Annotated in this window: 19 protein-coding genes; 9 read left to right on the top strand and 10 right to left on the bottom strand. The window is 67.3% G+C overall.

Features of this window, described 5'->3' with window-relative positions:
• Positions 1-2: 2 nt before the first annotated feature.
• The 6 genes from GR168_RS18150 to GR168_RS18125 all read right to left on the bottom strand — a co-directional run bounded on the left by GR168_RS18150 (position 3) and on the right by GR168_RS18125 (position 6139).
• Entirely contained in the window at positions 3-878 is an 876-nt protein-coding gene (locus GR168_RS18150) for an ABC transporter permease (protein ID WP_159371375.1), read from the bottom strand.
• Between the two features lie 124 nt (positions 879-1002).
• Positions 1003-2331: an alpha/beta hydrolase domain-containing protein gene (locus GR168_RS18145; protein ID WP_159371374.1), complete on the bottom strand. Its 1329-nt coding sequence runs from the start codon at positions 2329-2331 to the stop codon at positions 1003-1005.
• Positions 2332-2339: 8 nt separating this feature from the next.
• On the bottom strand, positions 2340-2729 hold the full coding sequence (locus GR168_RS18140) for a carboxymuconolactone decarboxylase family protein (protein ID WP_058252403.1): 390 nt from the start codon (positions 2727-2729) through the stop codon (positions 2340-2342).
• Complete coding sequence (locus tag GR168_RS18135) at positions 2726-3607, bottom strand: NAD(P)-dependent oxidoreductase (RefSeq protein WP_058252402.1); 882 nt, start codon at positions 3605-3607, stop codon at positions 2726-2728. The genes GR168_RS18140 and GR168_RS18135 overlap by 4 nt, the downstream gene beginning before the upstream one ends.
• Entirely contained in the window at positions 3604-4344 is a 741-nt protein-coding gene (locus GR168_RS18130; protein WP_058252401.1) for an SDR family oxidoreductase, read from the bottom strand. Before GR168_RS18130 ends, GR168_RS18135 begins: the two co-directional genes overlap by 4 nt.
• A gap of 328 nt (positions 4345-4672) precedes the next feature.
• A complete protein-coding gene (locus tag GR168_RS18125; protein WP_159371373.1) occupies positions 4673-6139 on the bottom strand; it encodes an aldehyde dehydrogenase in 1467 nt (488 codons plus the stop codon).
• Between the two features lie 64 nt (positions 6140-6203).
• Between GR168_RS18125 and GR168_RS18120 the strand changes: the two genes are divergently transcribed.
• Genes GR168_RS18120 through GR168_RS18085 form a run of 8 tightly spaced genes read left to right on the top strand, consistent with a single transcriptional unit; the run spans position 6204 to position 13176 of the window.
• Complete coding sequence (locus GR168_RS18120; protein WP_033206302.1) at positions 6204-6785, top strand: TetR/AcrR family transcriptional regulator; 582 nt, start codon at positions 6204-6206, stop codon at positions 6783-6785.
• Positions 6785-8029 carry a cytochrome P450 gene (locus tag GR168_RS18115; protein ID WP_159371372.1) on the top strand — a complete coding sequence of 415 codons (1245 nt, stop codon included), beginning with the start codon at positions 6785-6787 and terminating at the stop codon, positions 8027-8029. The genes GR168_RS18120 and GR168_RS18115 overlap by 1 nt, the downstream gene beginning before the upstream one ends.
• Positions 8029-8841 (top strand): SDR family oxidoreductase, encoded by an 813-nt coding sequence (locus tag GR168_RS18110; protein ID WP_159371371.1) that lies wholly within the window; start codon positions 8029-8031, stop codon positions 8839-8841. Before GR168_RS18115 ends, GR168_RS18110 begins: the two co-directional genes overlap by 1 nt.
• Complete coding sequence (locus tag GR168_RS18105; RefSeq protein ID WP_159371370.1) at positions 8838-10205, top strand: cytochrome P450; 1368 nt, start codon at positions 8838-8840, stop codon at positions 10203-10205. The genes GR168_RS18110 and GR168_RS18105 overlap by 4 nt, the downstream gene beginning before the upstream one ends.
• Positions 10205-10396 carry a ferredoxin gene (locus GR168_RS18100; RefSeq protein WP_058252397.1) on the top strand — a complete coding sequence of 64 codons (192 nt, stop codon included), beginning with the start codon at positions 10205-10207 and terminating at the stop codon, positions 10394-10396. Before GR168_RS18105 ends, GR168_RS18100 begins: the two co-directional genes overlap by 1 nt.
• Positions 10397-10450: 54 nt before the next feature.
• A complete protein-coding gene (locus GR168_RS18095) occupies positions 10451-10996 on the top strand; it encodes a hypothetical protein (RefSeq protein ID WP_058252396.1) in 546 nt (181 codons plus the stop codon).
• 6 nt (positions 10997-11002) lie between these two features.
• Positions 11003-12271 (top strand): hypothetical protein, encoded by a 1269-nt coding sequence (locus GR168_RS18090; protein WP_058252395.1) that lies wholly within the window; start codon positions 11003-11005, stop codon positions 12269-12271.
• A complete protein-coding gene (locus GR168_RS18085) occupies positions 12268-13176 on the top strand; it encodes an SDR family oxidoreductase (RefSeq protein WP_078114116.1) in 909 nt (302 codons plus the stop codon). Before GR168_RS18090 ends, GR168_RS18085 begins: the two co-directional genes overlap by 4 nt.
• Before the next feature lie 402 nt (positions 13177-13578).
• Here the strand turns inward: GR168_RS18085 and GR168_RS18080 are convergent, their stop codons facing one another.
• Both GR168_RS18080 and GR168_RS18075 read right to left on the bottom strand, forming a co-directional pair.
• Positions 13579-14577, bottom strand: a complete 999-nt coding sequence (locus GR168_RS18080) for an NAD-dependent epimerase/dehydratase family protein (protein WP_159371369.1) — start codon at positions 14575-14577, stop codon at positions 13579-13581.
• A 3-nt stretch (positions 14578-14580) separates the two neighbouring features.
• Positions 14581-15627, bottom strand: a complete 1047-nt coding sequence (locus GR168_RS18075; protein ID WP_159371368.1) for a phosphotransferase — start codon at positions 15625-15627, stop codon at positions 14581-14583.
• Between the two features lie 255 nt (positions 15628-15882).
• On the opposite strand from GR168_RS18075, the gene GR168_RS18070 reads away from it, so the two are divergent.
• Positions 15883-16746 carry a mycofactocin-coupled SDR family oxidoreductase gene (locus GR168_RS18070; RefSeq protein WP_159371367.1) on the top strand — a complete coding sequence of 288 codons (864 nt, stop codon included), beginning with the start codon at positions 15883-15885 and terminating at the stop codon, positions 16744-16746.
• A gap of 3 nt (positions 16747-16749) precedes the next feature.
• On the opposite strand, the gene GR168_RS18065 is transcribed toward GR168_RS18070, so the two are convergent.
• Both GR168_RS18065 and fadD1 read right to left on the bottom strand, forming a co-directional pair.
• Positions 16750-17883 (bottom strand): TIGR03857 family LLM class F420-dependent oxidoreductase, encoded by a 1134-nt coding sequence (locus GR168_RS18065; RefSeq protein WP_068971219.1) that lies wholly within the window; start codon positions 17881-17883, stop codon positions 16750-16752.
• Complete coding sequence (gene fadD1 / locus GR168_RS18060; protein WP_159371366.1) at positions 17880-19469, bottom strand: fatty-acid--CoA ligase FadD1; 1590 nt, start codon at positions 19467-19469, stop codon at positions 17880-17882. The genes GR168_RS18065 and fadD1 overlap by 4 nt, the downstream gene beginning before the upstream one ends.
• Positions 19470-19504: the final 35 nt, after the last annotated feature.

Genomic DNA, 19504 nt, shown 5'->3' with positions numbered 1-19504 from the left:
ACTCACCTACCTTCGAATCCGTTGCGCCACGACAGGAACCGACGCTCGAGTAATCGCACGCCGATGTCGGTGAGCAGTCCGAGTACCGCGTAGATCACCAGGACCAGGAAGATCTGATCGGTGCGTAGGTACTCCTTGGCGTCGTTCATCAGGAAGCCCAGACCGACCGGGGTGGTCTGCATCTCCGCGACGACCAGGACGAGCCAACCGATGCCCAGCGCCTGTCGTAGCCCGACGAAGATCTGCGGTAGTGCGCCCGGCAGGACCACGTATCGTACGAGTTCGAAACGCGTCAGCTCCAGCGATTCGGCGGCTTCGATGAGCTTCTGGTCCACGCCCCGGATGCCGGCGAGGAAGTTGAGATAGATGGGGAAGATCGGGGCGACGATGATCAGGGCGATCTTGAACGAGTCGCCGATCCCGAACCAGATGATGAAGACCGGGACGAGGGCCACGGCGGGCATCATCCGCAGCACCTGGACCGGTGCGTTGACCAGGTCTTCGGCGACCTTGAAGAGGCCGGCGGCCGCGCCGAGCACCGCGCCGATGGCGATCCCGATCGCCAGTCCGATCGCGACGCGCCGCCCCGACGCGGCCAGATGGGTCCAGAGTTCACCGGTGCTGATCAGTTCCCAGCCCGCCTCGACCACCTCGGTGGGTGCGGGGGTGGTCGCGCCGAGCCATCCCCGCGCGCCGACCTGCCAGATGACGACGACCAGGATCAGGCCGATGGACTGACGGAGCGTGCGTGTGGCGGCGTGACGGGAGAGCCGTCGCCGACGTACTCGGGCCGCCGGGCCGTCGGACGGCACGTCGACGGGCCCGGCCGCGGACGGGGCGGGGGCGACACCAACCGGTGTCGTGAGTTCTAGAGTCATCGAAATCCGCCTGGGAGAGGGCTGGCAGGACTTCTGGGACGCTACTGAGAACTCGACTCCACCGGCACCGTTGGAGTCATGGTGATTTTCAAACCGCCGCGCGCCGAGACGAATCGGCGGACGGTCAGTTCGGGATCAGGTCCGGATTGGCGTCGGCGAGCAGCTCGTCACGGTCCTCGGCGAGGACGAATCCGCCCGCGATGGCGGCGTCGGCGGCGTTCCGGTAGTGCTTCTCGTATTCGTCGCGCGTTCCGTACCGGGCCGCCAACGCGTCGGCGGGGACAGGGAATGTCGTGCCGAACAGCAGGCAGATGCGGGAGACGGGGTCGGCGACGATCCCGCTGAGGACCTGGGTCGGTGCGTCGACGCACGGCGTCCGGACCCCGCCCCGGACGTTGCCGATGCCGTCCAGCTCGAACACGGGGTCGGCGCCGTCGATGTCCCGGAGGGCCAGCGGGTCGGCTGCCGGCGGCGGATCGCCACCGTCGGCCCAGGATCGCAGGTGCCGCAACGCAGCCCGCAGGACGAAACGCTGCTGACCCCGGTTGACGGGGTCGGGGCAGCCGAGGAACTCCTCGAAGTCGCCGACCTGGTGCAGGTCGGCGTGGGACGTGCCCGCCATTTCCCACACGCGTAACCGGTCGGAATCCGGTTGCCGCGCAGTGTGATAACGGAAGTTGGTCAGGACGTCGGTCTCGGTCTGCACCACGAACACCGGTGCGTCGAGGTCGGTGCGGATCGTGGTGGGCTCGCGCCCGAAGACGGTCGCCACGTCGATGCCCGAACCGACCTCGCCTGCGGGCAACCCGGCGGCCGCGCGGCTGTGGATGAGGTATCCGTCGAACGGCGCCGCATCCGGGCCGATGGCGTTCACGTAGGTCGTCAGGGCCATCGCCGACTGTGATTCGCCGATCGCGAGCACGGTGGCGACCGTCAGGCCCGCGAGGGGATGGTCGGCCCCAGCGGTGTCCCGGGCGGCCCGTCCGATCGAGCTGAAGATGTCGTAACAGTACGCATCACCAGGATGGTGGAGTCCGGCATACCGTTCCGGGTCCTTGGCGGCGAGACTCTGCGGCGCACCGGTCGCGACGCCGACCGAGCCCGTGCCGCCCTCCACTCCGACGAACTGGGCCGAGACCCCGATCCAGGCGTGCCCGGAACGGACCAGTTCAGCAGCCACATAGGAGTATTCGGGGGCGGCGTCGGCGCCACTGCTGACGTTCAGCCACTCGACGACAACGCAGCCGCTGAACGTCGCGGGCTCCGCTGGGCGTCGGACGACGACCCGGGTCGTGAACTCGGCGGCGGGCGCGGGCGGGTCCCCGACGATCTTCTCGGCCACCCCCGACGCCGCGTACTCGATGTCGGTGTATCCGGCCGCGGCGAGGTCGGGGAGGGGAGAGGCGCTGAGCAACGAACACCCGTCGCCGCCCTGTAGGACTCGAAACCGCATGGGTCGACTCACTTCTTCTTCCGGTGCTGCTTGATCACCTCACCGAACATGAAGTGCATCTTGGTGCCCTGCGGCCAGCCTACGTAGTAGCAGAGGAAGAGGCTGATCTCCTCGAGCTGCTCTGGGGTGAGCTCTCCGTTCCCGAGTGCGGCACCGGCCTGGATCTCGGCGACGTCGATGTTGTTGCTCGCGGCGAGCGCGCCGAGCAGGAGCAGCCGACGATCACGGTTGGACAGACCGTCTCGCGCCCACACATTGCCGAACACCTGGTCGGCGGTGTGTGCGAAGTAGTCGCCCGGGCCGTCGCTCACCTCCCAGCCGTAGACCTCTGACATCTTGGCGAGGCCGCGCTTGCGTGCCTCGTCGGGTGTGTCGTCGGAGATGTTGGAACGGGTCATGCTGGTTCTCCTTCGAGGTGGGGGACACCGAGCCCGGTGGCCAGGTTCCGCAACGCGAGCTGCCCGAGGGGCAGGTCGACGCCGAGTTCCTCACCGAGTGCGAGTGCGAGCGTCAGGTCCTTCTCGCCCAGGGTACGGACGCCGGCGAGGATTCCGTACCAGGGATCGTCGCGCTCGACGGGAGCGGTGGTGTCGCGCAACATGATCGCCCCGGCCCCACCGGTCACGGCGTCGGAGTGCCGGACCACCTTGCCGAGCTTGGTGATGTCGATGCCGGCGGCCTCGGCCAGTCGCGCGGCCTCGGTGGTCGCGGTGAACGAGATGAAGTGGAGGAGGTTGCGCGCCAGCTTCATCCGGGTACCCGCGCCGACCTCGGGCCCCGCGTGGACCAGCATGTCGGCGGTCAGCGCGAACGGTTCCTTCAGCTTCTCGTACGCGTCCCGCGGTCCACCGACCATGATCGCGAGGCGGCCCGACGCCGCGCCCATCGCACCACCGGAGATCGGTGCGTCGAGCAGTGTCACCTCGCGCGCCGCGCACAGATCCGCCAGTTCGACGGCGGTCTCCGGCGCGATGGTCGAGTGGACGGTGATGACGGTGCCCGGGCGAGCTGCCGACAGCAGGCCGTCCGGACCCGCGACCACGGTTCGGACCTGCGCGTCGTCGAGCACGCAGATGCCGATGATGTCGGCCGACGCGGCGAGATCGGCGAGCGATTCCGCAGCGGTGGCGCCCTTCTCCACGACCTTCGCGACGGCGTCGGACGACAGGTCGAACACCGTCAGCCCACCCGCCCAGGCGGCGAGGCTCCCGGCCATCGGCCCACCGATGTTGCCGAGTCCGACATACCCCAGACGGATGGGGGACGACTCGCTCATGAGCGGATGACCTGGCCGCCGTCGACGTTGAAGATCTGCCCGGTGATCCACCCGGCTTCGTCGGACAGCAGGAACAGGCACATTCCGACGAGATCCTCGGGAGTGCCGAAACGCTTCAGCGGCAGCCGGTCCACGATGTCGGCGACCATCTCCTTGGGCGTCGTGCTCCGGGTCGCCTCGGTGTCGATGGGTCCCGGGGCGATCGCGTTGACACGGATGTTCTGCCCGCCGAGCTCGGTGGCGAGCTGCTGGGTCAGCCCGTTGACGCCGACCTTGGCCAGCCCGTAGAAGCCGCTGTACAGCCATGCGGCGGTCGAGGACTGGTTGACGATGGCGCCGCCGCCGTTGGTCATGTGCGGGTAGACCGCCCGGGTCACGTTGAGTGCACCATCGAGGTTCACGCTCATGAACTTCTTGTAATAGTCCCAGGGCACCGTGATGAGGAAGTCGAGTTTCATCCCGCCGTAGATCGCGGCGTTGTTCACCAGACCGTCGATCGAACCGTAGGCGTCGACGGTGGCGGCGGCGAGCGCCTTCGCCGAATCCTCTTCCGCGACATCGGTGCTGACGTACAGTCCGCCGATGTCGGCCGCGACCTGCTTGCCCTTCTCGTCGGCGAGGTCGGCGACCACGACGTTCGCGCCCTCCGCGGCGAGGGCACGCGCATAGGCCTCGCCGATCCCGCCGGCGGCGCCGGTGACGATGATGGTCTTGTTCTCGAAACGCTTGGAACTCATTGTCCTGCTTTCTGTGTGGTGTCGTGTGGGCTTCGGGTGGTCTTCGTTCGGGTGGACCCTTCGTGACGGCCCTCCGCAAGCTCCGGGCCTCCTCAGGGGGCGGGGTGGGTGACGGCCCTCCGCAAGCTCCGGGCCTCCTCAGGGGGCGGGGTGGGTGACGGCCCTCCGCAAGCTCCGGGCCTCCGCAGGGGGCGGGGTGGGTGACGGCCCTCCGCAAGCTCCGGGCCTCCTCAGGGGGCGTTCTCTGCTCCCTGAGGTGCGAGGAGCGATAGCCGCCGGGCCGAGCAAGCGACGAAGGAGCGCGTCGAGGTCGACGAGCCTCGAAGGGTCACGCCGGGCGGGCGACGGCCTTGGTCTCCAGGTACTCCTCGAAACCGGCGACACCCATCTCGCGGCCGATGCCCGACTGTTTGAAACCGCCGAACGGGACGTCGGCGGAATACCAGATGCCGCCGTTGACGCCCATCGTCCCGGTGCGAACTCCGTTGACGACCTTGTCGATCCGGTCCTCGTCGGTCCCGTAGACCATGCCCGACAACCCGTACGGCGAGTCGTTGGCGATGCGGATCGCGTCGTCGTCGCCGTCGTGGGGGATGATCACGAGCACCGGGCCGAAGATCTCCTCCTGCGCCACCCGCGCCGAGTTGTCCAGACCCGAGATCAGGGTCGGTTCGACGAAGAAGCCGGCGGGCTTGTCGGCGGGACGGCCGCCGCCGATCTCGATCGTGCCGCCCTCGTTGGTGGCGAGTTCGATGTAGGACTCGATGCGCTGGCGCTGCCGGGCCGAGATGACCGGTCCGCAGATGGTGCCGCCGTCGGTCGGGTCCCCGGCGGGCAGGCCCGCCATCGCGTCGCGGGTGGCGGTGATCGCCTCATCGAGGCTGCCGCGCGGAACCACGAGACGCGTCGTGATCGCGCACCCCTGGCCGGCATGGGTGACGACGTTGAACGCGGCCATGGCGCAGGCGGATCCGATGTCGGCGTCGTCGAGGACGATGAAGGCCGACTTGCCGCCCAGCTCCAGGAACACCTTCTTCAGCGACTCGGAGGCGGCCGCCATCACCTTCTTGCCCGTCGCGGTGGAGCCGGTGAACGAGACCAGGTCGACGCGAGGGTCGGTGCTGAGCTGGGCGCCGAGCTGATGGTCGGTCGAGGTGACGATGTTGAGGACGCCCGGCGGGAAGTCCGTCTCCTCGGCGACCACCTTGCCGACGAGCGCCGCACACCACGGGGTGTCGGGCGCGGGCTTGAGCACCACCGTGCACCCGGCGGCGAGGGCGGGTCCGATCTTGGCGAAATTGATCTGGTGCGGGAAGTTCCACGGGGTGATCGCGCCGACGACGCCGACCGCCTCCGAGCGCAGCTCACGTTGGTTCTTCAGTCCCATGGGTTTCGCGGTGCCGAGGTCGCGAGTCCACTCATAGCTCTCGGCGAGGTCGGCGAAGTAGCCGAGATCGGTGACGGGTCCCTCGAACTGCGGGCCGTGGGTGAGGAACGACGGGCACCCGACCTCGGCGATGGTGAGCTCTCGGAACTCGTCGCCGTGGGCGAGCAGTGCGTCGCGCAGTTGACGCAGGCAGCGAGCGCGGAAGGCGTGATCGCGCGACCAGTCGGTGGTGTCGAAGGCGGTGCGAGCGGCGGCGATGGCGGCATCCATGTCGGCCGCGGTGGCGTCGGCCGCCTGCCCGATGACCTCCTCGGTCGCGGGATTGACGACGTCGAAGACGCCACCGCTCCCGGGGGTGAGCTTGCCGTCGATCAACAGATCCGACGCGGATTCGGGGCGAAGAGGCATGAGCTGGAACTCCATCTGGACAGGTGTCTGGACTCGCGTTCAAACCTAGTGTAGCGTGGCTCACATGTCCAGCCCCGTGTCTCAGGAATCCACTCGTCGCAGGCTGACCCAGCAGCAGGCGGAGACGGTCACACGTCTCACCGATGCCGCGGTCGACGTGCTGAACGCCGAGGGTTTCGACGGTCTGACCGTGCGGTCGGTGGCCAAGATCGCCGGGGTCGCGCCGGCTACCGCCTACACCTACTTCTCGTCGAAGAGTCACCTCGTCGCCGAGGTGTTCTGGCGTCGCCTCTCGGCCGGGGTGCTCGAACCGGATCCCGGTGCACCGCGGAGTGAGCGCGTCGCGCAGGTGCTCCGCGAGGTCGCGCTGGTCGTGGCCGGCGAGGGGCAGCTGGGTGGTGCGGTCACGGTGGCCCTGCTGGGCAGTGACCCCGACGTCGAACACCTGCGCGTGCGGATCGGCGCATTCATCCGGCGTCGTCTCGCCGCCGCCCTCGAAGAGGACCCGGAAAACCCGGGCCCGCTGCTCGACGCCCTGGAGATGATCTACTCCGGCGGCCTGGTCTATGCCGGTATGGGGCACATGACCTACGAGCAGACCTCCGAACGTCTTGTCGCAGCCGCACATCTACTGATGGAGAAGTGATGACCGAAACGACGGCGGTGTCGGGGATGGAGCACGAGCTCCCCTTCGACCCGTATGCCTATGATTTCCACGAGGATCCCTACCCGACCTATTCCCGTCTCCGCGCGGAGGCGCCGGTCTACTACCACGGCGGGATGAACTTCTGGGCGCTCGCCGGACACGCCGACGTCCGTGCCGCATTCCGTGACACACAACGACTCTCGAACAGCTGGGGCGTGTCGATGGACCCGTCGGCGTACGGTCCCGACGCGCACAAGTCGATGTCGTTCCTCGCCATGGACGACCCCAAGCACATGCGTATCCGCAAACTGGTCTCCAAGGGCTTCACGCCTCGCCGCGTCAACGAACTCACCGGCAGGATCACCGCCCTCACCCATCAGCATTGGAGCAGATGTCTCGACAAGGGCGAGTTCGACTTCGTGCACGACTTCGCCGCCTTGCTCCCGATGGACGTCGTGTCCGAACTGCTGGGAGTGCCCGAAGCCGATCGCACCCGGCTGCGCCACCAGTCCGACCTGCTGTTGCATCGCGAGGACGGCGACCTCGACCTTCCCGAGGCGGCGGTGTACGCGTACATCGAACTGCACAAGTACTATTCGGAGCTCATCGCCGACCGTCGCAAGAACCCCGGCGAGGATCTGGTCTCGGCCCTCATCGCGGCCGAGATCGACGACGACGAGACCGGTGAGAAGACGAAGCTCACCGAGGACGAGATCGTCGGGTTCATGGTTCTGATGGTGGTGGCGGGCAACGAGACCACCACCAAACTGCTTGCCAACGCCCTGTATTGGGGCTGGCGCAATCCGGACGAGCTCGCCAAGGTCTTCGCCGACCCGGAAGTCGTCGTCCCGGACTGGACCGAGGAGACGCTGCGCTACGACAACTCGACGCAGATCGTCGTGCGGCGGGTGATCGAGGATGCCCCTTATGGCGACTTCGTGATCCCGGCGGGCGAGCGCGTACTCCTGCTCGTCGGTTCGGCGAACCGCGACGTCGAGGTGTTCGGCGCCGACGCCGACCGGTACGAGATCGGCCGCGACTGCGCCCAGTCCCTGATGAGTTTCGGCCTGGGCGCCCACTTCTGCCTCGGGGCGCACCTCGCGCGCCTCGAGGCCAACATCGGCCTGACCGAGGTGATCAAGTCGATCCGGGCAGTGGAGGTCGATGCCGACAAGGCGGTACGGGTCCACTCGGTGAACGTGCGCGGCTTCGCCGAGCTCCCGGTGAAGGTGACGGTGCGCTGATGGCTTTCCGTCCTCATCCCGAGCGCCGACCGGTCCTCGTCGCGGGCGCGTCGTCGGGCATCGGCGCCGCCACCGCCGAATTTCTCTCCGCTGCCGGCCATCCCGTCGCGCTCGCCGCCCGCCGGGTGGAGAAGTTGCAGGAACTCGCCGACAAGATCACCGCTGCCGGTGGCGAGGCCGTCGCAGTTCCGCTTGACGTCACCGACGAGCAATCCGTGCTCGACTGCGTGGCGAAGGCCGAAGCTGCTCTCGGGCCGTTGGAGATCGTCGTCGCCGGTGCGGGCGATCTCGCAGTCGGACTATCCTATGAGACCGGTACCGACCATTTCGCGGATCAGATCAACATCCATCTCACCGGCGCCTACCGCATCTACCGCGCCGTGATCGCCGGCATGATCGACCGCGCCCGAGGAGATTTCGTGTTCATCGGCTCCGATGTGGCGATACATCCGCGGCCCTGGTCGTCGGCGTACGTCGCAGCCAAGTCCGGCATCGATGGGCTGGTGGCGACCATTCAGCTCGAGCTCGAGGGAACCGGTGTCCGTGCGGGAGTCGTGCGGCCCGGGCAGACACTCACCGGCATGGGGATGAACCTCGACCCGAAGACGACCGAGAACATGCTGAACGACTGGATCACACACGGTCTGGCCCGTCATGGCAACTTCCTCTCGCCCGAACACATCGCGCAGGCCGTCGCCGCCATGGTGACCATGCCGCGCGGTGCGCACATGCGGTCGGTCGAGTTGGAGGCCGAAGGCGCAGTCAGCGACAAGAAACGACAGGCAGCACAGGAGAAGGGGACGGATGGATGACCGCCATCACCGAATCAGGCCTGAAACAACCGAATCGCGTCTCGGGTGGCGAGGGCGAACACGGACATCTCGACGAACTCGCCACCGATCCGCTCGCACTGTTCTGGCGCGTGCGGGAGGAATGCGGGGACGTCGGCATGTTCCAACTCGCCGACCGTGAGGTTGTTCTCGTCTCCGGATCGGCCGCGAACGAGGAATTCTTCCGCGCCCCCGAGGAGGACCTCGACCAGGCCGCCGCCTACCCTTTCATGACACCGGTCTTCGGCGAGGGCGTCGTGTTCGACACCAGTCCCGAGGAACGATCCAAGGCGATCCACAACTCGGCGCTCAAGGGCGCACACATGAAGCAGCACGCGGTGACCATTCCCAACGAGGTCGAACGGATCATCGCCGAGTGGGGCGACGAGGGCGAGATCGATCTGCTGGACTTCTTCGCCGAGCTGACCCTCTACACGTCGTCGTCGTGCCTCATCGGGCGGAAGTTCCGGGAGCGGCTCAACGGGCACATCGCCCACCTGTTCCACGATCTCGAGAAGGGCACGGACCCGATCGCCTACGTTGACTACAACGCCGACATCGAGAGCTTCCGCAAGCGCGACGAGGCCCGGGCCGAACTGGTCGAGTTCATCCAGGGCGTGATGGACGAACGGATCGCGAATCCGACCGAGGACAAGGAAGATCGCGACCTGATGGACGTCCTCGTCCAGGTCGGCTTCGACGCCAACACCATCACCGGCATGTTCATCTCGATGATGTTCGCGGGCCACCACACGACGTCGGGCACCGCCGCGTGGACCCTCATCGAACTGCTGCGCAACCCCGACTACATGCAACGCGTGTACGAGGAGCTCGACGAGATCTACGGCGAGACCCCGCCCGGCGAGCGCCCGGAATACACCTTTGCGCACACCCGTCAGATGCCACAGCTCGAGAACGCGCTCAAAGAAGCGCTGCGGCTGCACCCGCCGCTCATCATCCTCATGCGCGTGGTGCAGAACGACTTTCACGTCGAGGACTTCGAGGTGAAGGCCGGGCAGTCGATCGCCGTCTCGCCGGCGATCTCCAACCGGCTGCCCGAGGACTTCCCCGAGGCGGACACCTTCGACCCCGACCGTTACGACAAACCGCGGCAGGAGGATCTGGTCAATCGCTGGACCTGGATCCCCTTCGGCGCCGGTCGTCACCGTTGCGTCGGTGCGCAATTCGCGATCATGCAACTGAAGGCCATCTTCTCGGTGCTCTTCCAGAACTACGAGTTCGAGATGTTGCAGCCGCCGGAGAGCTACCGCAACGACCACTCGAAGATGGTGGTCCAGCTGCAGCAACCCTGCCGCGTCGCTTACCGCAAGCGTCAGGACGCGTGATGCGCGTCGAGGTGGACCTGGACCTCTGCCAGGGACATGGGATGTGTGAGCTCGAGGCGCCCGAGGTCTTCGCCGCGCACACCGATCATGTGGAGATCCTCGACGCGACCCCCGACGAATCCCAGCGCGCCGAGGTCGAGGCCGGCGTGCACTACTGCCCGACTCAGGCCCTTCGGATCATCGAGGACTGAGCTCCGACCACGTCGCCCACGCAATACCCGAACGATCGAATAAAGGTGAAACACATGTCTTTTGACCGTGCCGAACTCGACGAGATGAAGGAGCGGTGGCTCGCCGCCAACATCGAGGCCGAAAAGGCGGGGGACTGGAAGCCCCTGGCCGACTTCTACACCGAGGATGCCACCTACGGGTGGAACTACGGCCCCAACAAGGATTTCATGGCCGTCGGCCGCGAGGAGATCCGCGAGCTCGCCCTCGGACAGGAGATGGAGGGTCTGCAGGGGTGGGAGTACCCGTACCAGGCGTGGGTCATCGATGACCAGACCGGCGACATGATCGGACTGTGGAAGCAGATCTACGAGGGCACACGCGACGACGGCAGCCACTACGCCCTCGAGGGCATCCAGGGTAGCTGGTTCAAGTACGGAGGAAACTTCCAGTTCCGTTGGCAGCGTGACTTCTTCGACTACGGCAACGTCTCGGCTCTCTTCATCGAAATGATGAAGAACAACGCGATGAGTGAGCCGATGCTCAAGCGTGTGGAGAAGTCGGCGCCGGGTGATCTGCCGGGTTGGTACGACTTCGGCAAGGCCCCGGTCGCGTTCTGGTGAACTGACATGACTTCCACAGCCCCGACCTACCAAGGTCTGAGTCAGGATCAGCTCGCCGTGCTCGTACCGGAACTGCTGCTGTCGGGTCAGATGATCGACCGCAGCGGCATGGCGCATCTCATCAGCGCCTTCGGCAGGGACGTGATGGGCAAGGTCGCCATCGAGGAGTGGATGGCCGCGAGTCCGGTCTACACGCATCGCATGCGTACGGCCCTGGGTATCGACGGCGACGGTGTCGAGGACATGTTCAAGTGTCTGCAACTCGACATCGGTGCGCCACCCCAGTTCATGGACTTCCGATACCGCATCGACGACGAGTACCACGGGTCGTTCGTGCTCGATCACTGCGGCGCGCTGCTCGACGTCGAACCCCTCGGCGACGACTACGTGACAACCATGTGCCACGACATCGAGGACCCCACCTTCGATGCGACGGCGATCGCGACCAACCGGCGCGCACGAATCCGTCCGGTTCATCGCCCCCCGCGTCGACCGGTCGATCGCACGCCGCACTGTGAGTGGACGGTCACGATCGAACCGGATCGAGACGAGCTGCCGCTCCCACCGGATTCGGTCGACATGTTCGAGACGAGGGCCGGTCAACTCGTCCTGTCGGCCATCGACACCACGGAGACCGACGGCTGGGTCGACTACCGCGGCCCGCTCGTCGAGGATCTGCAGTTCGCGGAGTGGTCGACGTCGGCTCTGGTGCGGGTCGCCGAAGAGGTTGCGCTGCAACACCAGTTGCTGTCGCTGGGCTTCCTCGTCAGCCTGCGCAGGTATGCCGAGAGCGAGGCGCAGACCACCGAGATCTTCCGCAAGCAGCTGATCGGCATCGCCGGACTCGCTGCCGACCGGATTCGCGTCGCGCTCGATCTGTCCGCCGACGCCGCAGGTCTCGCCCAGGTACTGGCACTGCATCCGTGTTTCGGTCCGACCCAGTACACGGGACTCACCGCAGAGGCCGACGGGGACACGGTCACCGTCCGAATCCCCCGGGAGTCCTATGCGATGACCGACGGCGGTTGGACGTCGATACTCGATGTCGACCACGTCGAACCGTTGCAGGCGGCGGCGACCGCCGTCGATCCGTATCTCGTCGTCGCGGACGCGACCGAGGCCGACGGCGATCTCGTCGTCCGGATCACCAAGGCGGACACGCCGCAGAAGGAGTACGGTGAGGTGGCCGTCGCACGCTTCAGCGGGGGCGCGAGTTTCGAATTCGTCGACCGCGGGCGGTCGATCCCGATCACGCCGGTGGGCAGCTCGGCGTGACGTCGGGCGGCGGTTGGTCACCTGGCGGCGCGGGACTGGGGGGCCGGGTCGCCGTTGTCGCAGGCGCGACCCGCGGTATCGGACTGGCCGTCTCGTATGCGCTGGCCGGACAGGGAGTCTCGGTCGTCGTCAACGGTCGCGACGGACAGGCCGTCGACGACACCGTCGCCGAGATCCGCGGCGGCGGCGGATATGCCGTGGGCGTTCGCGGGTCCGCGGGTGACGACGGAGTGGCGCAGGCGATGGTCGAGGCGGCGCTGGCGGAGTTCGGTGCCCTCGACATCGCCATCAACTGCGCCGGCATCGCCGAACCTCCCGGTTCGACGGTGCTGACGATCGCTTCCGACGAGTTCCGCGAGCAGATCGACGCCCACCTGATGAGCGCCTTCCATCTCCTACAGGCCGCGGGGAGGGTGTTCGTCGAACAAGGATCGGGGTCGGTCGTGCTCACGGGTTCGGCGGCCTCGCTCGGAATGTTCGGTGGCAGCGGCTATCCCGCGGCGAAGGGCGGCGTCAACGCACTCGCCCTCGCCGCGGCCGCGGACCTCCGGGATCATCACGTACGCGTCAACGTGGTGATGCCGGGAGCGAAGTCGAGGTTGTCCTCCGGCGACGACTACGTCGCCCACATCGAAGGACTCCATCGTCGCGGAATCCTCGACGACCCCACGCGCGACGCGGCGCTCGATCCCGCCCCGCCCGAGTACGTCGCCCCGCTGTACGTGTTCCTGGCCAGTGACGCGGCCGAGCACATCACCGGCGAGATCTTCAGCGCTGCCGGTGGATTCATCGGCCGGTTCGAGTCGCAGCAGGCGAGTTTCGTCGCTTACCGCGACCACAAGGGCACCTCGCCCTACAGCCTTGACGAACTCGCCGGCATCCTGGCCGGGCCGGCGGCTCCCTGAACCGAGAGGACCCGCCCACGAGCGTGAGTGGTCAAATTCTTGCTCCCTGAGCTGAGGTGCGAGCGAAGCGGCCAAATCACTGCTCCCTGAGGTGCGAGCGAAGCGAGCCACGAAGGGCTCGCAAGGTGCCCCACCAGGCCCTTCGTGGCTCGTCGACCTCGACGCGCTCCTACGTCGCTTGCTCGGCCCGGCGGCTTGCGCTCGTCGCACCTCAGGGACCAGTGCTTTTGCGGTTCTTGGGGATTGGGGAGCAGGGCGGGTTGACTCGCCCGCTGACCGAGCTCGTCGAGGTCATCAAGTGGCTTCGACTCGGCGCCTCGACCTCGACGCGCTCCTTCGTCGCTTGCTCGGCCCGGCGGCTTCGCTCGGTGCCGGCTCAACCAGCGAGGTGGTTGTGTCGGCTCAACCAGCGCGGCGGACGGCGCGTCGTTCGAGCCAGAAGCGGGCACCGTCGGCGATGGCCTCGGTCACCGGGCGTGGATGCCATCCGAGGTCGCGTTCGGCCTTGCCGTGGTCCATCTCGGACATGAAGTGCATCAACCGGACCGAGGGGATCGTCAACTGCACCGGCTTGCGCGTCAGCGTCGCTCGGGCGGAACCCACCGCCCCGAAGGTGTACAGCGCAGCGCGGTTGAGAACGACGCGCGGGGGCTGACGACCGGCGGTCGCGGCGGCGATGGCCACGATCTCACCGGTGTCGATGGACCGCTCGGAGACGATGTAGCGTTCGCCGACCTCGCCGCGGTCCGCCGCGAGGAGCAGCGCCTGCGCGGCGTCGTCGATGCCGACCGACTCGGCGCGACAGCCGCGGACGGTGAACGGTAACTTGCCCAGCGCCGCACCGGCAACGAATGCGCCGTGGGGAGTTGGTTGCCAGTCGCCGGGTCCGTAGGTGTTGGCGACGCACATCGCGAGGGCGGGTACCGCGTCGTCCTGCGCTCGACGCAGCACCAGGTCCTCGGCGGCCACGCGACTGCGCACATAGGCGGGAGCCCGCGCGGCCCAGTTGAACACATCGTCCTCCGTCGCCCGACGGCCGTTCACCCGCCCGATGGTCGCCGCGGTGCTGGTGAACACGAACTTCCGCAGTGGCATCCGGGCTGCGACGTCGAGCACCGAACGCAGGGCCTCGACGTTCGTCCGGTACAGCGGTGCCGGATCGCGCAACCACGCGCGCGTGTCGACCGCGCAGTGGAACACCACGTCGCAACCGGTCATCGCCCGCGCGACGGCGTCGGCGTCGAAGAGATCGCCCGTCACGTGATCGACGCCGAGACCGGCCAGGGTCCGGAGGTCACTCGTGGGCCGGGTGAACACCCGCACCTCCGCGCCCGCGTCCACGAGCTGCCGAACGAGATGAGAACCGAGAAACCCGTTGCCCCCGATGACCAGTGACGGCACGGTTCACAGCCCTCCGGGTGCGAGATCGTCGATCGCGGCTGCGCTGCGGGACAGCATCGCATCGAACATCGCATTGCCGCGCTCGGTGGGTTGTGCAGCAGCGGAGCCGAACACGATGATCAGCGGTGCCTGGATCAGGTTGCCGACGTAGTCGTCCCAGCAGTCGTCGAGCGTGTAGTCGCCGACGCCCGCGGTGACCAGCGCCCGATGGTACGAGGCGACGATGCCGCGCTCGTGCCGGCGCCGGTCGGCGGTGGTCAGACTGGTACTCAGCAGGAAGGCGATGTCGCGCAGCGGGTTACCGGTGGTGATGGTCTGCCAGTCGATCACCGTGACCTCACCGGACGGGCCGAACAGGACGTTGTCGACCCGGAGGTCGCCGTGGATCAGGGTGGCATTGTCCAGCGGGGCGACCAGCCACTGGCCGGCCTCACGGACGAGCCAATCGACCGCTGCCGATGACGGACCGATAGGGGAGAAGCGCTCGCGATAGACCTCGGCCATCGGAGCGAGGATCGACTCCATCACTTCCCGGTCGGCGTCGGTGGGCAACGGCATCTCGGCCAGCAGGGTCGTATCGTTCCACCGGGGAGCGTGCAGACCGGCAGTCGCCACGGCTACCGCCTCGGCCTGCGCGGGTGTGCAGCCGGCGATCTGATCGCCCTGCACGGCCGCGCCCATGTCCTCCAGCAGGAGTACGAACTCGGTGCCGCGGTCGGAGATGGTCGCGGCGAAGCAGTCTGGCATCGGCACCGTGAACGACCCGGCGAGGTCGCGGTAGAAGCGCACCTCGTTGCGGAACACCCCCGATCCGAACTCGCGCTGGTCCGGTGAGCCGGTCGCGAGCTTCGCGATCATGGTGTCGGGCAACGTCGCTGGGCTGTCGTGCCCGAGGTGGAGGCGATAGGAACCCGCCATCTGCCCGGTTCCCACCGGTTCGGCACTGACCGACTCTACGCTGACGTCGTGACCGTGAGAGCGGAGGAATGAGGTCAACCACGTCGGGGTGAGTTCGTCTATGCAAGTCGGGATTCCGACGGTGTCCGGCACGGGCACGCCCTTTCGATCGAGCTGCGCGGGCCGGGCCGATGTGACCGGGCTCACCCAGGCCGCTGATCGGACACTACCGAGGAATTGGACTGGTGTCCAGGGAACCGGCGCGGCGGTGTGCAGCTGTGCAGGCCGGCCACGCCGGGCGACCTTGCGAACAGCAAATCCATTCCGCCACACGAAGGATGGCCGTCGGCTAGGCTGCGCGGAGACGCGGCGTCCGGACTCGTGGCCGCCGGGACGAGGAGAGCGCGAGTGAGTACCAGACTCGACGGGAAGGTCGCACTCGTGACGGGCGCGGCACGGGGTCAGGGGCGCAGCCACGCCGTGCGGATGGCCGAGCAGGGCGCCGACATCATCGCCATCGACATCTGCGATCAGATCACGACGGTCAATTACGCCATGAGCACGCCGGACGACCTGCAGCAGACCGCGAAGATGGTCGACGCGACGGACAGTTGGGTGATCGCGAAGATCGCCGACGTCCGCAGCCGGGACGCCCTGCAGGCCGCGATCGACGACGCGGTGGCGCAGTTCGGCAGACTCGACATCGTCGTGGCCAACGCCGGTATCAGCCCGCTCGGGCCCGAGAGTCCCTCGGTCACCTGGCTGAACACGGTGTCGGTGAATCTCGGTGGGGTGATCAACACCCTCGAGTTGTCTCTGCCGCACCTCGAAGCGGGTGCATCGATCGTCTGCATCGGTTCGATGGCCGCGTTCATGCCGTCGTTCGAGTCCGCGCAGGCCGGGCCGGGTGCAGGCGGTTACGGCCACTCGAAACGAGCGGTGGCGCGACTCGTCAACGACCTCGCCCGGCACCTGGCGCCGAAAGGTATTCGCGTCAACGCGATTCATCCCGGCAACGTCGACACCGCGATGGTGCATCACGACGAGATCTACCGGCTGTTCCGACCCGATCTCGAGAAGCCGGTCTACGACGACGTCAAGGACGTCTTCGCGTCGTTGCACGCGATGCCGGTGGACCTGCTCGCGCCGGAGGATGTCACCGAGGCGGTCCTCTACCTGGTGTCCGATGCTGCCCGGTACGTGACCGGTCAACAGCTCCGGGTCGAGGCGGGCGCGTTGCTGAACTCGGTGCCACCCGGCGTGCCCGACTGACGGTCACTGAACCGGTGGTCCCGCAACCGAACCCGGGTTCACTGGCAGAGCCGGCAAGGCGGGTCGTATCGACCGGTACGCCGTCAGCACCGACAACAGTTCCGACGGCGCGGCGCCGTGCATGATGACCGAGTCGACTCCCAGGTCGAACTGGCGCGCCACGGCGGCCGCGCACTGTTCGGCACTGCCGACCGCGCTGTCGGCGACCCACGACGCCGGGATGACCTCGGCGAGCCGGGCCAGTTCGTCGGCCGTGGCGGTGGCGTCGATGGGTCCGCGGGCGCCGGCGAAAGCCGGACTGTCTCTGATTCGTTCGAGATCATCCCCACGCCATCCGTTGGCACGCATCAGGACGTCCGGATACCCCTGGAGATAGGTCGCGAGCCGGCCGTACAGACGTCGCAACCGGTCGTCATCATCGAGATGGTCGGGCACGGTGGCCAGTACCGACCAGATGCGCACCGAAGCGGGGTCCCGACCGGCCTCGGCGGCCGCCGCCCGGACGGTCTCGACCGCGGCGATGGTGGCCTCGTCGGAGAAGAACGTGTGCAGGACGACACCGTCGGCGATGCGCCCGGCAAGACGTAAGGTGTTGGGCGACATCGTCACGAGCAGGATGGGGACCGGTGGAACCGCGACACCGAGGTTGAGGTAGTCGTAGGTGCCGAGCGGGCCGTCGTGGCCCAGGATCATCTCGCCGCGCCAAAGGGTGCGCAACACCGAGGCGGCGTCGGTGAGCTGGGCGCTCGTGACATCGGGAACCCCGAGAACCTGCCACTGTGCGGCGAATCCACGACCTAGGCCGAGCGCGAAGCGACCACCCGTCATGGTCGACAACGTGGCGGCCATGGACGCGGTGATGATGGGGTGACGGGTGTTGTGGTTGGTCGCGGCCGTGGCGACGCCCATCCGGCGACTCGCCGCCGCGAGACCGCCCGCGAGTACGGCCGCGTCCTTCACGTTGAACCGCTCGGAGACGAAGGCGGCACCGAAGCCCGCGCGGTCGGCGAGCCCCGCTTCGTCGGCGAGTTCGGCGGGATCGACCGGATGGCGCGAGAGTGCGTAGTAGCCGATCTCCGGAAGCGTTTGCTGAGGGACGGATTCCGGTGTCGGTATGGTGGCCGCGGTCGAGGTCATGCCTGTGCGGCGACGGCTTGTCGATACACGCGGGACCGCGGCTCGCGCACCCAGAGTGTGCCCGTGCCGGGGACGGCTCCCTCGGATTTCAGGGTGCGCTTGAGGATCTTGTTCGTTGCGGTCGTGGGCAGGTCGTCCTCGATCCGGACATACGTCGGCCACGCTTTCGGCGACAGGTCGGCCTGTGCGGCAAGCTGTTCGGCGAAGGACTCCGGGGTCAGCTCGACGCCGTCCTGCAGGACAACGGCGGCCATCACCGCATCGCCGACGTGGTCGTCCGGAACGGCATACACGGCAACGCGATTGATCTCGGGAACGCGCAACAGCACCCGTTCGATCGGTCCGGCGGCGAGGTTCTCGCCGTCGACGCGCATCCAGTCGCCGGTCCGGCCGGCGAGGTAGATCCAGTCGTCGGCGTCCTTGTACGCGAGGTCGCCCGACCAGTACATCCCGTGGCGGAGACGCTCGCTGGTGGCGTCGGAATCGTTGTAGTAGCCCATGAACATCCCGCCGCCCTCGATGTTCACCAGCTCGCCGATCGCGTCGTCGGCATTGATAAGCGCTCCGCTGGAGTCGAATTCGGCACGCGGGCATTCGGTCAGTGTCGACGAGTTGTACACGGCGACGTTCGGGAAACCCTTGCCGATCGAACCGTGCGGCGTGCCGGGCTCACGGGTGATGATGATCGCCAGCTCGGTGGAACCGAAGCCGTCCCAGACGGTGCAACCGAACCGGCGCGAGAAATCGTCGATGTCGCGGTCGGTGGCCTCGTTGCCGAACGCCACCCGGAGCGGATTGTCGGCGTCGTCGGGCCTCTCCTCGGTGGCCAGGATGTAGGCGAGCGGTTTGCCCACGTAGTTCATGTACGTCGCGTTGTAGCGGCGGATGTCGGCCAGGAAGGTCGAGGCGGAGAACTTGGCGGGCGCGATCGCGGCACCGCCGCACAGTGCGACGCAGTAACCCCCCATGAGCGCGGCACTGTGGAACAGGGGCATCGACAGGTAGCAGACGTCGCCGGGGCCGATGTCGTATTTGTCGGCGAGCACCGGACCCGCGAACGGCATCATCATGTGCGCGAACTGGACCGGCTTGGGGTTTCCACTGGTCCCCGAGGTGAAGATCAGCATGAACGTGTCCATCGCCCCGGGTACCGAATGCGGGGTCAACTCCGCGGCGCCGGAGAGCATCTCGGCCCACTGCGGAGTAGAGGTGTCCAGCACCGTCACGCTGGGTAGCTCCAAGCCATCGAGGAGAGGGCGGTGCTCGGCGTCGGTGAGCAGGATCTGACAGTCCGCGCGCACGATGTCGGCCGCCAGACCCTCACCGCGGCGAGTGTTGTTGATCCCCGCCGTCACGTAACCGCCCAGCGCGCCGGCGGCCAGGGCGATCAGCATGTCCGGCGTGTTCCCGAGCAGCACGCCCACATGTAGCGGACGCTCGGTGTCGGCGATGCCGAGAATCGCCGACGCGGCGCGTTCGGCGTCGCGAATGTACTCGCGCCACGTCCATTGCCGACCCTCGTAGGTGATCGCGAGGTTGTCGTCGTCGGCGCGTGCCTGCAGGAGCTGGGTGACTGTCTCGGCCATGCGGCAAATCTAGAACGTGTTCACCGCACGTGTAT

This window comes from Gordonia sp. JH63 (assembly GCF_009856645.1).
GTDB lineage: Bacteria > Actinomycetota > Actinomycetes > Mycobacteriales > Mycobacteriaceae > Gordonia > Gordonia hongkongensis.
The sequence above is the reverse complement of the archived record's forward strand: the minus strand, read 5'-3'. Positions and strand labels throughout refer to the sequence as shown.